Source organism: Paenibacillus pectinilyticus, assembly GCF_001700435.1.
GTDB lineage: Bacteria > Bacillota > Bacilli > Paenibacillales > NBRC-103111 > Paenibacillus_E > Paenibacillus_E pectinilyticus.
Window position 1 is genome coordinate 91,835 of the sequence record NZ_LYPC01000012.1, and the last position, 14,576, is coordinate 106,410.

General features: G+C 48.8%; 12 protein-coding genes. 8 read left to right on the forward strand and 4 right to left on the reverse strand.

Annotation, left to right across the window (positions count from 1 at the left end; all coding sequences use genetic code 11):
* Positions 1–14: 14 nt before the first annotated feature.
* The 3 genes from A8709_RS06345 (at position 15) to A8709_RS06355 (ending at position 4,624) form a co-directional block, all read left to right on the forward strand.
* Entirely contained in the window at positions 15–239 is a 225-nt protein-coding gene (locus A8709_RS06345) for a hypothetical protein (RefSeq protein WP_028555525.1), read from the forward strand.
* 3 nt (positions 240–242) lie between these two features.
* On the forward strand, positions 243–677 hold the full coding sequence (locus tag A8709_RS06350) for a DUF6526 family protein (RefSeq protein ID WP_065851349.1): 435 nt from the start codon (positions 243–245) through the stop codon (positions 675–677).
* 161 nt (positions 678–838) lie between these two features.
* A complete protein-coding gene (locus tag A8709_RS06355) occupies positions 839–4,624 on the forward strand; it encodes an Npt1/Npt2 family nucleotide transporter (RefSeq protein WP_065851350.1) in 3,786 nt (1,261 codons plus the stop codon).
* 561 nt (positions 4,625–5,185) lie between these two features.
* Here A8709_RS06355 and A8709_RS06360 read toward each other — a convergent pair.
* Positions 5,186–5,524, reverse strand: a complete 339-nt coding sequence (locus A8709_RS06360; protein ID WP_065851351.1) for a hypothetical protein — start codon at positions 5,522–5,524, stop codon at positions 5,186–5,188.
* Positions 5,525–5,686: 162 nt separating this feature from the next.
* Positions 5,687–5,980: a hypothetical protein gene (locus tag A8709_RS06365; protein WP_065851352.1), complete on the reverse strand. Its 294-nt coding sequence runs from the start codon at positions 5,978–5,980 to the stop codon at positions 5,687–5,689.
* Positions 5,981–6,201: 221 nt separating this feature from the next.
* Here A8709_RS06365 and pdaA point away from each other — a divergent pair, with 221 nt between their 5' ends.
* Entirely contained in the window at positions 6,202–6,951 is a 750-nt protein-coding gene (gene pdaA / locus A8709_RS06370; protein ID WP_065851649.1) for a delta-lactam-biosynthetic de-N-acetylase, read from the forward strand.
* Between the two features lie 81 nt (positions 6,952–7,032).
* On the opposite strand, the gene A8709_RS06375 is transcribed toward pdaA, so the two are convergent.
* A complete protein-coding gene (locus A8709_RS06375) occupies positions 7,033–8,019 on the reverse strand; it encodes a peptidyl-prolyl cis-trans isomerase (RefSeq protein ID WP_065851353.1) in 987 nt (328 codons plus the stop codon).
* 417 nt (positions 8,020–8,436) lie between these two features.
* Between A8709_RS06375 and trxB the strand changes: the two genes are divergently transcribed.
* The 3 genes from trxB to tpx all read left to right on the forward strand — a co-directional run bounded on the left by trxB (position 8,437) and on the right by tpx (position 10,571).
* Positions 8,437–9,402 carry a thioredoxin-disulfide reductase gene (gene trxB, locus A8709_RS06380; protein ID WP_065851354.1) on the forward strand — a complete coding sequence of 322 codons (966 nt, stop codon included), beginning with the start codon at positions 8,437–8,439 and terminating at the stop codon, positions 9,400–9,402.
* 223 nt (positions 9,403–9,625) lie between these two features.
* Positions 9,626–9,937, forward strand: a complete 312-nt coding sequence (trxA, locus tag A8709_RS06385) for a thioredoxin (RefSeq protein ID WP_065851355.1) — start codon at positions 9,626–9,628, stop codon at positions 9,935–9,937.
* A 103-nt stretch (positions 9,938–10,040) separates the two neighbouring features.
* Positions 10,041–10,571 (forward strand): thiol peroxidase, encoded by a 531-nt coding sequence (tpx, locus tag A8709_RS06390; RefSeq protein ID WP_065851356.1) that lies wholly within the window; start codon positions 10,041–10,043, stop codon positions 10,569–10,571.
* Positions 10,572–11,142: 571 nt separating this feature from the next.
* Here tpx and A8709_RS06395 read toward each other — a convergent pair.
* Complete coding sequence (locus A8709_RS06395; protein WP_244163113.1) at positions 11,143–13,539, reverse strand: UvrD-helicase domain-containing protein; 2,397 nt, start codon at positions 13,537–13,539, stop codon at positions 11,143–11,145.
* Between the two features lie 73 nt (positions 13,540–13,612).
* Between A8709_RS06395 and A8709_RS06400 the strand changes: the two genes are divergently transcribed.
* Complete coding sequence (locus A8709_RS06400) at positions 13,613–14,467, forward strand: YihY/virulence factor BrkB family protein (protein ID WP_065851358.1); 855 nt, start codon at positions 13,613–13,615, stop codon at positions 14,465–14,467.
* Positions 14,468–14,576 lie beyond the last annotated feature (109 nt).

The window sequence follows — 14,576 nt, forward strand, 5'->3', positions numbered from 1 at the left end:
AAGGGTGCGAATACATGCAATCATTTGAAGACTGGAATCAGAAGGTGAAGACAACGTTCAACGCGACAAGCAATGAAGTTGTACTTACGGTAATGGAAGCTGGCAAAATCTTAGGTTTATCGAAAGATCAGATGAAGCAATACGTGGACAAAAACAATCTGACGAAAGTGCCCATCATGAGAAGTGTGCATCGTTATCTCTTATTAGAGAGAGAGATTACTGAGATTGTGGGGAAATAGTAGATGAAGGTTCAAAATTATGTCAACCATCGGCGCATGCATCCGTTGTTCCACTATATCTTCACATTGTTAACATTAGCTTTAGTCGTCTTATCTATCGATCAGCTAGTGAGAGCTTTGCGAGCCGATGATCAGGTGCTGCCTGCGATTATGTTTGTTCTGATTGCGCTTATCGTCGTGGTGATCTTAACGATCATTCGTTCCTACCCGCTGAAAGCGCAGGATCGGGCGATTCGAGCAGAAGAGAATCTTCGTCATTTTGTGCTGACAGGGAAGCTTTTGGACAAGAAACTAACGATGGGACAAATTACCGCATTGCGCTTCGCTTCGGATGAGGAGTTTCCTACATTAACTCAGAAGGCAGCTGATGAGCGGCTTGATCCAGATGTGATTAAGAAAGCCATTCGCAGCTGGCGAGGCGACAATTTCCGAATCTAACAAGATAAGGTGCACGTTCTGAAAGACACATCTACGGATGGTGTCTTTTTTTGTGCTTTTTGGGGTTATTTTGTAGAAAAAATAGTTATTATTTCCTAGGACTTCTGGTACAATTTTAAGAGAAAAGCATGCGATGTGTAGAATGGAAAATGAGGTGCACGGTGAGTAACACGATAAGCAAAACGTATCAATCCTTTATAGATAAATTCGCAGAGGACAAGAAGGAATACAGGAAGGTCTTCCTGATGTTTGCTTATCTCTTCTTTGTTGTATCCGCATCCACGATCGGGCGAACGGCGGCGGATACTCTATTCCTGAGCCGATTCGACAATTCGTATTTGTCCATTATGTACTTACCTCAGGCCATAGTTATGATTACAGCGGGCATCGTGTTCCAGCGATTCTCACCGAAGGTGCGTTTGGAAACACTGCTAAAGCTGATGATTCCACTGATTTCGGTGCTTGTCCTAATCTCAAGATTCGGCGTGGGGATGGAGCTTCGCTGGGTATTTCCTGTCATTTATATCGGCTATGATGTATTCAACTTTCTGATGATCGTGTGCTTCTGGCAGTTCGCGACCTCGGTGATGGACCAGCGAAAAGCGAAGCAGATGATCGGACTCGTCGGCAGTGGCGGGATTACAGGGGGCATATTAAGCGGTTTTGGGCTCAAAATTCTGGTCCCGCTCTTAGGCACGGCGAACTTGATCTACGTGTATGCAGGGTTACAGCTGCTAGGTCTTGTTGTTGTCTATGTGATATTGCGAATAACGAAGGACACCATGGAGTCGAAGCCTGCCCAGGTGCGCACCTCATCGTCAAAGCCTGCTGTCCAGCAGAAATCGGGCCTTTTCGCGAGTGTCCCGCATCTCAAATACGTCGCTATTTTAGCCGCTGCGCTTGTGGTTTCGCTGACGTTAATTGATTATCAGTTCAAAGTCATCCTGCGTGGCACCTTGCAAAATGAGGCCCTCGCCGGCTTCATGGGAAGCTTCTACGGCTTCTCGGGATTGATTGCTCTCTGTGTGCAATTGTTCGTTTCAGGGCGAGTCATCACGCGCTTTGGCGTCATGACGGCGTTGTTAATCTTCCCGATTGCCCTCTTTACGGGCAGTTTAGGGATTCTCGTGGTGCCTGTCCTAACCATGGCCGTTATGGTAAAAGGAACGGACAAGGTCGTCGGGGACACCATTTACTCCTCCGTGAGTCAACTTGTCATGTTCCCTGTGCCGCCGGAATGGCGCAATAAAGCGAAGGGCTTTCTAGATGGCATCGTCCGTAATGGAGCCAAAGGGTTTGCGGCCATCTGTCTTCTCCTCGTGACACGATTCGTTGCACCGGAGAAGCTGAGCTATATCGTGCTTATATTGCTCGTTGTTGGGATTTTTGCCGGTATTAAGGTGAAAAAGGCCTACCTCACGACCCTCTTGTCGAATCTCAAAACAGGCGGGGATGACCTGCAAAAAGTCGAGCTCAATCTAATGGATGCCGTAACTAGGCAAATCTTAATTGATGCGCTGACAGGTACAGATAAGCAGCAGGCGCTGTATGCGTTTGGTCTATTGAAGGAGATGAGCTCCTTCGATTTGACGCCGCATTTGGATGGATTATTGCGTCATCCTATTCCGGAGCTGCGCTTGGAAGCCTTGGCTTACGTGGAGACGAAGGTGCCAGAAGGCTTTGAACCCATTCTGCAATCGCTCATTACTTCTGAACATGCGCAAGTTAGAGCCAAGGCGATCATCGCTTTATCTGCCTATGCGGATGAAGCTTATGTGGATGAGATCACCGTGCATTTGGAGGATGCTGTAGTCGAGGTGCAAGCAGCAGCTATCGCTGGGCTAGTTAAATACTACAGCATTGAAGGTATGTTCCGGGCCGTTGGGAAGCTGAAAGCGATGATGGCGAGCGGACACGAAGAGGAACGGATTGCTATGGCAGCGTTGTTCGGTCAGATCCGTGTGAAAAATTTCTACAAACCGCTCATATCGCTTCTGCAGGACGATAGTCCTCAGGTTCGTATTCGCGCATTGGAATCGGCAGCGATTCTTCATGTGCCGCCGTTACTTGTACCGATTATTGGGATGTTAAAAGATAGCAAAACCCGGCGCTACGCCATCGACGCCCTCGCAGCTTACGACGAGGAAGATGTGCTGCCGGTGCTGGCACCGTATTTGGCACAGCAGGACGTTAACTTATACTTGCCTGCCGTATGTGAACGGATTGGTACACAGCGAGCGATGGACCTGTTGTTTGGCTGTTATGAGACCGCTCCGTACGCGTTGCGTGACCGTATCCTTGAGTCGTTGCTTCGCATGAGCAAGCGATTGCCGCAGCCGGAAAGTCGGAAAGTGGAAGCGTATATTTTCCAAGAGCTGCAGCTATACGGGCAGTTCGCTGAGCATGGTGCTAGTGTAGTCGACGTGGAATCATATTCGGAAATTGCGAATATGATTAGCGAAATTCGCACAGCAATCTCTCGGCGTGTATTCTTACTTCTGTCTCTCCTTCATGATGGGCAAACGATGCAAGCTGTTTACTTGGATTGGTCGGAGGGCGACTCGCGTCAGCAGGCCAACGCGGAAGAGGTCATTGATCAGACGCTCCAAGGTGCACTGCGTGCGGAAATGGCCAAATTCATGGCAGGCTCCCGCAAGCTGACCAAGGTTGCAGCTAGTAAGGCTGAGCTTAACCTGCATCTAAGCTGGTTATCGGAGCAAGGAGACGATTGGCTGACGCAAACGATCCAGTATCACACGCTTCGAACATCGGAAGCTGGTGTCGATGCTGGTCTGGCAGATCTCATGCACCGCGTGCAACTGCTTCGTCGTGTTGCCCTTTTCCAAGGGTTAACGAGCAGAGACCTTGCTGGTATTGCCAAGCGATTACATCGGATTACTGTGCAACAGGGTCAGACGATCATTCAAGAGGGCGACCCAGGCGATTCCCTCATGATCGTGGATGAAGGCCGGGCCGGGGTGTATCGCAAAGATCAGCTTCTTGGCGGATTGAACATCGGCGATTGCTTCGGTGAAATGGCGATTCTGACGAACAGTGCACGAACCGCCAGCATTAAAGCGGAAGAGGACATGGTGCTGTGGCGCCTGGACTCCGCCGTGTTCTACGATATGATGTTCGATCAGACGAGCATCGCTGTGGAAATGATGAAGCTGCTGTCGCGTCGACTGCGGTCCGAGCTGGAGCGAGGGCAGGGGAAAGTGCAGGAGCCGGTGGTGGAGGCGGAAGAGGCAGGGCAGGAGCTTCTAGGGCAAGAGAAAGAGCGGGAACAAGAGCAAGTACAAGAGCAAGTGCAAGAGCAAGTGCAAGAGCAAGTGCAAGAGCAAGTGCAAGAGCAAACAGGAGAAGAACAGGAGCGAGAGCTTCAAGAGCAAAAGCAGGGGCGAGAGCTTGAAGAGCAAGAGCGTGGACAAGCGGGGGATAAAATGCTTGCAGCTGCGCAGATCGAGCTTGCACAGGCTGAAGCAGCTGCAGCTCTGCAAGAGCCAGAAGCCAAGGGTGCGGCTGACTTGACGAAGGACGAAGTGATTCTACGCCGTATTCTCGTGCTGCAAAAGATCGATTTATTCGCCCATTTGGGGCCGAATGATTTCATCTGGCTGGCCCAAATGGTTGACGAAGTTGTCTACGAGCCAGGTGAAGCCATCTGTCGCACAGGTGAGTTCGGGGATACCATGTATGGGATCATCGAAGGAAGCATTCGTGTTCATCGCGGCAGTGATGAGTTCGCGCTACTGGGTGAAGGAGCTTTCTTCGGCGAAATGGCCATCATCGACAGCGGTCCGCGGTCAGCGGATTGCACCGCGAAGGAGTCAACTGTTCTGATGCAGCTGCATCGTGACCTTGTGCTGAGCTTCTGCTTCCAGAACATTGACGTTCTGCGCAGCATGATGCGCGTTATTGCCGATCGTTTGCGCGGCATGATCTAAACAATAAAAAGGGTGCCAACCGTGATTGCGGTGGGGCATCCTTTTTGGTTCTTGCGTTGGCGAGTCGGCATGAGAGGAACGACAATGTATGATTTCAGTGATGTTGCTCAAAAATGCACGCAAGAGGATCGCGAGTGTGTTATTTGTTCGATTTTAGGTGTTTTAGCGCCGGAATGGAAAGAGTAGCGCATCTTGATCCCTTTGCAGCTCTTTCCGACTGAATTCACTCGAATAGTGAATCTACGTTCTTCTTCACTTACATAGTTGAAGCGTGCGCCGAGTGCCGTAAGTGCAGCATGCCCTAATACGTTGGGCAAAGATGCAAGGATTAGCTAGTTTGAAACACGTGAGCCTTACTGAGGCGGAATGAAGCAACAGAAGGAGTAATGAGAAGCAGCTCAACCTGTTGATAACCCCGAATATTGTATTTCATAAAACATAATTGAAATTTCGGTGCTAGATCTGCTGTAATGTTGTACTTTATACAATATTCTTAGCAGAAACTGCTCGAAATCGGCCCAAATAGCCAAACATGTTGCACAAAATGCAACATAGCAGCGGTCAATCGAGCATGTAGTGGATTTTGATTTCACTTAACGTTGTGAGATGGCCCTGTAAAGTCCAAATATGTTCAAGGGGCAGCATGGTATAGGTAATGATCACGTAATCGACCGTTTTGGTTCTAGGCACTTGGAGGGTGTAGTCCCCTTGATCGGGATGGCAGGCGTAGGCTTGCGAACAAATGATAGGTTCATGCCCGTCCCAGTTCAGCGTGAGGTGACCTTGGCGGACGATAATCAGTTGGTACTTGGCTGGTGAGGATTCAATGGCTACAGAGGAAGAGCCTGTCTGAATATGATCAATAAGCGGGACCAGCGGGATGAGTTGATGAAAATTCACAGGGCATGCACTTCTTTCTTCCAAAATAAGAACGTCTCTATGTATACCCTAAGTGGGCTGTGCATGACTTGATCCTATCTTTTGATAGTGACATAAAATACAGTCCGCAACAAGTTTCCGGGCATAAAAAAACACCCCAAAAAGGGGTGCCGCGATTCGCCTTTACATGGCATATACGCTCTTAATGATGATTTCAGGCAGCTCTGCGCGCTGGGCGAGATATTGCTCTGGTGTGATGCTGCCATTATACAGCCGCACCTGTAATTGCTCCGTTAACTCAGCTAGTTGGAGCTCAATTACTTTCTGTACATCAACCTGATTTGCTTTGGCAATATCGGCCAAAGAATACCCATTATATTGGGCTTGATAAATGTCTTCCTCGGACGAGAGCTTCAGGACATGCAGTAAATCTTCTTTGATTGGATTAGTATCACGTCTACGAATATAAATCTCCACCCCTACAGATCATGTACTCTATCTTATTCAGGTCAATGCCAAGTGGAATGGGGGGATATCATTGAATTGCTGCTAATGGAGAAAATATTGTTTGCGAAGGGGCGGATCTACACATAATCCCCTGCGGTGGTGTGGCATATTAGTAACAGTCCAAGTTGGCTGTAACCTATCACACAAGGCAAGGAGTGAATGTCATCAGCGTGAAAATCTTGCGAATTCTCATGGTTTCCCTAGTTCTGTTGGTGGGACAAGTGACGATGGTGTCTGCCGATGGAACATATCATTTTGGTTTCAAAAAAAGTGTAAATGGTAAGCCGCCTTCCATTGATGAAGAGGGCTTCAAAGGGCTTTTGAAGCAGCACGGCGCTGTTTTTACAGGCGATCAATCCATTAAGGAATTGTACTTAACCTTCGATAACGGGTATGAACAAGGCTACACAGGTAAAATTCTCGATGTGCTGAAAGAAAAACAGGTGCCTGCGATTTTCTTCGTGACAGGCCATTATATTAAAACAGAGCCTGAATTGTTGAAGCGCATGGCAACAGAGGGGCATCTGATTGGTAATCATTCGTGGAGTCATCCCGATATGAGCCAGATCTCGGCAGAGCGCATTCAGAGTGAGCTCACCCAAGTCAAAGAAGGCGTAGCTGCCGTTACGGGGCAAAAAGAAATGCACTACCTGCGCGCGCCGCGGGGCATTTTCAATGACCGTTCACTCTCCGTCAGCCACGGGTTGAATTATACGAATGTATTCTGGTCCGTTGCGTATCGCGACTGGGAGCCCAAACAGCAGAAAGGCTGGGAGTATGCCTACAAAAATGTGATGGCACAACTCCATCCAGGCGCGGTGATCCTGCTTCATTCGGTTTCCAGTGATAACACCGAGGCACTTGGCAGAATCATTGACGCTGCACGGGCGCAAGGGTATCAGTTCAAGAGCTTGGACGAGATGAAGCTGTGGACGCCATGATCGATAGGAAGCAACAGAAAAACCCCTTAGCTTTGGTAGACAAAGCTAAGGGGTTTCGCTGTTTAACGTTCTAGCCACAGGTTACTTCGTTGTTGGAGCTGGTGATGTAGCTGGTGAAGCATCAGGGGATGCAACTGGTGATACAGTTGGTGATGCAGCTGGTGTAGCCGTAGCTGGGGTTAGCTTATTTTCGATCTTCGCTTCGGATCTTTTTTGTGCGATCCATGCTTGGGCAAGCGTTGAGATTTGTTGATCCGTTAATGTTTGCTTAATTGAAGCAGTCTTATCCGCTAGTGTAGGTGTGACAGCAGCCTTACGATCGGTTACTTTAATCACATCATAGCCAGTGCTTGTTTTGACAGCATCACTTATACCATCTTTTTGAAGCGCGAATGCCGCAGTTTCGATGGCTGGATCCACTTGGCCTGTTGAGAGATAGCCAAGATCGCCGCCTTTGTCTTTCGTTGCTGTATCTGTGGAACTTTCCTTCGCAATCGCTGCAAAATCCCCACCGCTTTTCAACTTCGCTACAATCGCATCAGCGGCTTCCTTCGTAGCTACGGAGATATGTGAAGCCTGAACTTGTTCAGGTGTTTTCATGGACTCGAGATTTTCATCGTAGTATTTCTTAATGTCATCGTCCGTAATTTTAACTTGCGGTGTTAGAATTTTTTTCAGCATTACTTGTGTAGTCATGCTTTTTTTCAAGTCATCCATCGTCATCCCGTAGTTCGTAAGCGCTTGATTGAACTCGTCTTCAGAGCTATATGTGCTCTTAATCGACTGAATTTCATTCGTAATGTCGGCATCCGTAACTTGGATTCCGGCTTTTTTTGCTTCTTGTTTCACGAGCTCATCGCTGATCATGGAATCTAGCATTTTGGATCCGCCGCTAGCGACCATTGCGTCGTAAAGCTGCGTGGAGCTTATGGCAACACCGTTAACTGTGGCAACCGTTTTGACACTATCCGCCTTGGATACAGGTGGAAATACGGATACGTAAGCGATCAAGCCTACTAATAATATTGAAGATGTCCATACCCATGTGCGGTTTTTCGTTTTGTTCATTTATATTCTCCCTCTCGTGTTGTGGCTCTTGGTGTCGTTCGACCTCTTGCTGATCTGTTCTTTCTGTACCCAAGTATGCCTGTCCAACCTGAAAGGAGTATGAGTGTTACCTGAACGTTAGGTTAATACTTTTTTTGCCACGGTACTGAAAGATCTAATGAAAGTGGAGCAGTAAGCCGTATTTATGAGGAAAAAAGGCGAAGTAGCACGGGATTTTATTTCAAAAGTAAAATAGAGATGAAACCGATAATTATATTGTGTGCAATTTAATTGTTGACTAATATTGTGGCGAGTGATATGATTTATACATGAAGTTTGCAACAAATTGAATTGTTTACAAGTTAATTGGGAAGACATTCAGAACCATCAACGACAATCGACCTGGCAGCACGACTGCCAGCTGAAGGAGGCGCTCCTATGCATCATAAAGCGATTATTATCGGAACAGGACCCGCGGGATTAACCGCAGCCATATATTTAGCGAGAGCGAACATTTCACCACTGGTTATTGAGGGGATTCAGCCAGGTGGACAGCTAACTACAACAACAGAAGTGGATAACTTCCCTGGGTTTCCGGACGGGATTACAGGCCCTGAATTAATGGATAATATGCGCAGGCAGGCTCTTCGGTTCGGCGCAACAATTCAGTCAGGACGCGTCACGGAGGTTGATTTCTCGAAACGCCCCTTTACTTTGTTCTTAGAGGATGGCGGGCAATTAACCGCAGATTCCGTCATTATTTCGACAGGCGCAACCGCCAAGAAACTCGGCATAACGGGTGAAGCCGACAATATCGGCAAAGGTGTGAGCACATGCGCAACATGTGATGGATTCTTCTTCCGCAACAAGAAAATCATCGTCATTGGCGGCGGCGACACCGCGATGGAAGAGGCACAGTTCTTGACTCGTTTTGCTTCAGAAGTACGCGTTGTGCATCGCAGGGACGATCTCAAGGCTTCGAAAATCATGCAGGATCACGCTCGCGGCAACAGTAAAGTAGCTTGGAGCTTGAACCGCACGCCACTCGAAGTGGTAGCGGGCCCGATGGGTGTGACCGGACTAAAAGTCCACAACAATGCAACAGGCGAAGAGGAGCTGCTGGAGGCGGATGGTATTTTCCTAGCCATCGGGCATACCCCGAACACGGGCTTCTTGGGTGGCCAACTGCCAACCGATGAATTAGGGTACTTGCAGGTGATCCCAGGTACATCACAAACCTCAGTACCAGGCGTATTCGCCTGCGGTGATGTGCAGGATCGCATCTACCGCCAAGCGATTACGTCAGCTGGAAGCGGCTGTATGGCGGCATTGGATGCTGAACGATTTATTTCGGAGCATGCTGTAGAGGAGCAAGAGCGGAAGTCATTGCAAGAGCAGGTATAAGAGCAAGAGTAAGAGTAAGAGTAAGAGTAAGGGTAAGGGTAAGGATAAGAACAAGAACAAGAACAAGAACAAGAACAAGAACAAGAACAAGAACAAAAATAAGAACAAGTACAAGAGTTACTACAGGTGCAAGTACTAAGCAAGAGCACGAGCAAACAATAGAGCATAGTACAGTAACCACAAGAGCACTAATTAGGATAAGAAATTCAAGGAGGAATGAGCTATGTCTGTTAATCATATTTCTGATGCCACTTTTCAAAATGAAACGGAGTCCGGTACCGTCCTCGTCGATTTCTGGGCGCCATGGTGCGGCCCTTGTAAAATGATCGCGCCGATCTTAGATGAACTCTCGGCCGAGCTCGGCGATAGTGCCAAAATCGTTAAAATCAACGTCGATGATAACCCAGCATCTGCGGCAACATACAACGTGATGAGCATACCAACCTTACTCGTTTTCAAAGATGGGCAAGTGGTGGATCAACTGGTGGGTGTGCAGAGCAAAGAGAAATTGAAAGCTGTTATTGCTGGGGTTTAAAGGAACCAGGAATTTAAGGGACTTCACGCTCGGTTGCTTGTTTACAAAACTAGACCAACCCAAACAAATCACGCTAATAATTATATTTTAGGAGGACTATCTGATGACACAAACACATTTACAAGAACGCACAGGCGTCGCTACTGTTGGAGGTAACCCAATCACTTTACTGGGGCCGGAGATTAAAGTAGGGGATCAAGCGCCAGATTTCAAAGTGAATAAGGACTTGATGACAGAAGTGAGCCTGGCGGATTATGCAGGTAAAGTGAAGCTTATCTCTGTCGTACCTTCCGTAGACACAGGAACTTGCGATGCGCAGACGCGCCGCTTTAATGTGGAAGCTGATAAACTAGGCGATGACGTCGTAATTTTGACCATTTCGGTGGACCTGCCGTTTGCCCAAAGCCGTTTCTGCGGCGCCGCGGGTATTGATAAAGTGATCACCTTATCGGACTACAAAAACCGTTCCTTCGGTCAAGCCTACGGCGTACTCATTAAAGAGATCCAGTTGGATCAACGTGCGATCTTCATCGTGGATGCGAATGATACTGTGCGGTACGTGGAGTATTTGACAGAGATGAAGGATCACCCGGATTATGATGCGGCATTGAGCGCGTTGAGGGAGTTAGTGTAAGAGGTTTGTACTGGAGAAGATGATGAAAGAAAGAGCAGCGATCCCTGGGGATCGCTGCTCTTTTGGTTAAGGGCGTGTTGATGTTGTATTCCTTACAACATTTTATCGTTTGAAGTCTGAATAAGCAGGGTAATATTGTATTTCATACAACATTATTGCCCGATTTTGCTCAAAAGCGTGTAAATCCGGCTAGCATGTTGTATTTTCTACAACTTCCAAGTGAAATGAGGGGTTTTTCTGCAAAAAGGTTGTACGTTATGCAACATATGATGCAGCGAGAAGCGAAAACAACAAACAGCATGTGAGACAGGGAGATGCGAAGCGTACAATATGTGAGACAGGAAGACGCGATGCAGCAGCGTACAGCATGTGGGACAGGAAGACGTGAAGCAGCAGCGTACAATATGTGAGACAGGAAGACGCGAAGCAGTAGCGTACAGCATATGAGACAGCAAGACGCGATGCAGCAGCGTACAGCATATGAGATAAGGAGTGCCGAAGCAGCAGGGAATGTTGTACGCTGTACAACATTCGAGTCGCAGGGCGCCGCGGTTCCCCCGCGGCTAAACCGCTACCGCCGCAGCGCGATCTCGCGGCTGCCCTTCACCATGCCCGCCCCGCAGAGCGGGCATGCCTTCGCCGCGAGTCGCGACTCCTGCGGCGAAGAGATCCGCGACCAGGCTTTGCAGCCGGTCGCGCTGCACAACCACGCCGCGACGCTTTCGGTCGCGGCCCTCGCTCCAGCCACGGCTCCGCCGGTGGCTGTCCGCCCTGCAGTCGCGGCTCCGCCAGCGACTGACCGCCCTCCGGCCGCCGCAGCGCCAGCGGCCGCACCAAAACTGCCAGCCGGCTTGCTGCGGCTGGTCACAACACCTGCGTCCGCGCCAGGGAACGCGGACACGAGGAAGCGGGAAGGCTCTGCCTTCTTCCCGCGATAAAACGCCGGCGAGCTGATCAGCAGCTCGCCCTTCGCCCTGGTCACGGCGACATAAGCCAGTCGCCGTTCTTCCTCGAGCGCGGCGGTGCTCTTGTCGCGACCCGTAACGCCTGCCATTTTGACATCGTCCAAATGACTTGCATCCAGGGCCGAGCTATGCGGCATATTGCCCTCAATCGCGCAGAGCAGGTACACAATCGGGAACTCCAGTCCCTTCGATTTGTGGATCGTCATGAGCGAAATTTTGTCCGCGTACTGCTCTTTCGGCAAACGACTCATTTCTGTGCGTTTTTCCGCCACTTCATGGATAAAATAAAGGAACTGCTCGACCGTATTGAACCGTTTTGCGGAAGATTCCAGCTCGTCCAACGTTTCTTTCAGCATTTCTCGATGCTGCGTCAGCTTGCTGCGCTTATTCGTCTCTAAGAACGTATCGTAGAAATCCTTGCGAATCGCTTGAATGGCCGCCAACGGCGTCATCTCCACGAGCGATTTGATCAAGCGGATGCGGGCTTTCAGCTTATCTTTCTGAAAATCCTTCAACTGGGGAAGGCCCAACAGATGGATTAAAGGCCATTTTTTCGGCTGAATCGCTTCTCCATCTTGAATAATACGCATGCCTTGGTCTCGTCCAATATATAATGAGGGAAGGACACCTTCGATGGCTTCAAAATTTCGGCGCTCATGGGCAATCCGCAAATGGTCAATAATCGGCTTCACCATCCACTGTTCGTAGAACGAATCGTTCGTACCGTAATCGACAAAAGGGAGGTTATGCAGGATGAGTTGCTCAATAATAGCCCGACTGTTGCTCGCTGTCCGATACAGAATCGCGAAATCCCCATACTGGCCGCCCCCCTCAGCAACCTTGAGGCGAAGATCGTTAATTAGCCAATCGGCCTCGTCATCGCTGTTCGCGGGTTTAACATAGTGCGGTTTTAACGTGCTTTCTTTCGTCGCCAGAAGCGTTTTCGATTTCCGCTGCACATTATGCTTGATAATAGCATTTCCTAAGCCAACAATGCTCGACGTAGAGCGATAGTTGATATCCAATGTGACCGTAGTGGCAGTCGGGTATTGCTCATGGAATTGTAAAATAAATTCATTCCGCGCTCCATTGAACGAATAGATGGTTTGGTCATCATCACCCACAACCATGAGGTTTTGGTGGGATGCTGCAATCATTTTAATAATTTCATATTGAACGGTATTCGTATCTTGGAATTCATCGACGCTGATGTACGTAAACTTACGCTGCATGGAGCGGAGAATGTCAGGACTATGAAGCAATAACTGGTATGCTTTGATCAAAATATCATCAAAATCAATCTTCATCTGCTCCATTTTCCATTGTTCATACTGCAAGAAAATCTTTTTAACTTCCTTTTCTTCTTCCGTGCCTTCAGGGAGGTCTTCCACCTCGATGAGCTGCATTTTGTAGGAGGAAAGCAGTGTAATAAGTACCTCAGGCTGATACGTATCCTGCAGGCCCATGCTGAGCATGATGCGCTTGAAAACAATTTGCTGATACCGGCCATCACTCAGAATTTCCTGCTGCAGCCCATTCATCCGCAGTAATCGCAGGCAAAACGCATGAAACGTCCGCACCTGCATCACATTCGTCATACTTGCGTGGAGACCTGGCAGCGTCGTGAGACGTTCCCGCATTTCTTCCGCAGCTTTTTTGGAAAAGGTAATGAGCAGCAGATTCGCCGGTTGCACCTGATGGACACGGAGCAAATAGGCGACTCGGCACACGAGTACCGTTGTTTTCCCAGAACCGGCTCCAGCGAGTGTGAGCAGAGGACCTTTGTAGTGGCGCACAGCTTTGATCTGCGCTTCATTCAGCAGGATGCGGTGCTCCTCCAAGTCGCGGAAAAAATAACTATCCGCATCCGAATCGGGTACGAGCTCTGTGCTATTCGTAAGAAGCGCCATCTTCGCATGCGGAATCGGTCGCTCTGTGGTTGGTTTAAAGCCTAACGGCGTTGTATACATAGGAAGGGAATTCATAATAACCACCTGTTTCATGACAATGTTTCTGAATAAGACTGAACCATCTATTTTACCATAAATTTGGCCGGATGAAAGGAAAACTAGACGTATGGTTAAATCTTACGTTAAATTACTGTGGCGCCAGTTCAATGAGCATGATGCGACCGGACTTGCTGCGCAGTGCGCTTATTACTTTCTGCTCTCCATTTTTCCGTTATTTCTATTCATGATGAGCTTACTCGGGTATCTACCTTTCTCCTCTGACGACGTGGTCAGCTTGATACGGGAGTACATTCCTGGGGCTGTAGCAGGCTGGCTGGAGGAAACGCTCATTGGTTTACTTAGTGTTAAAAGAGGCGGAACACTATCCTTCGGGCTCATCTTGGCCTTAGTGAGTGCCAGTGCGGCGATGAACGCCATTGTCCGTGCAGTTAATAAAGCTTACGGTTTACCCGCTCGCAAAAGCTTCATCCATTCGCGATTCCTCGCTGTCATGCTCACATTGGGCATGCTGGTTGTCATCATTTCAGCGCTGCTGCTCAGCGTATTTGGTCATTGGATTGGGGATTGGACGGCTGCACATGTTCACATCGCCGCTGCCCACGTCGAGCTGTGGAACAAACTCCGTTGGATTGCGAACTTTGTTATCATTTTCGCCGTTTTCATCGGGATATACTTCATCGCACCCAACACCTGCTTAACTTGCAAAAGCGTGCTCCCTGGTGCACTCTTCGCGGCTGTGGGCTGGCAGGGCACGTCGCTCGCGTTCTCCTTCTATGTCAACAGCTTTACCAACTATAGCGCGACGTACGGCAGTATCGGCGGGATCATCGTGTTGATGACCTGGTTCTACATCTCAGCGCTCATTATCATAATTGGCGGAGAAATTAACGCCTTGCGGCATGTGAAAAATAATAACCCGGGCACAACTGTCATCGTGACGACAAGGCGGAACCGGGCCTGAACGCTATGAGGCAGGGGCTACTCGCAGTGTAATCTTCGTATGGGGCTGGATGGCGTATATGGGTGTCGCCGCTTACGAGCAAATAAGGCAACTCAGGGAGCTTATTTGA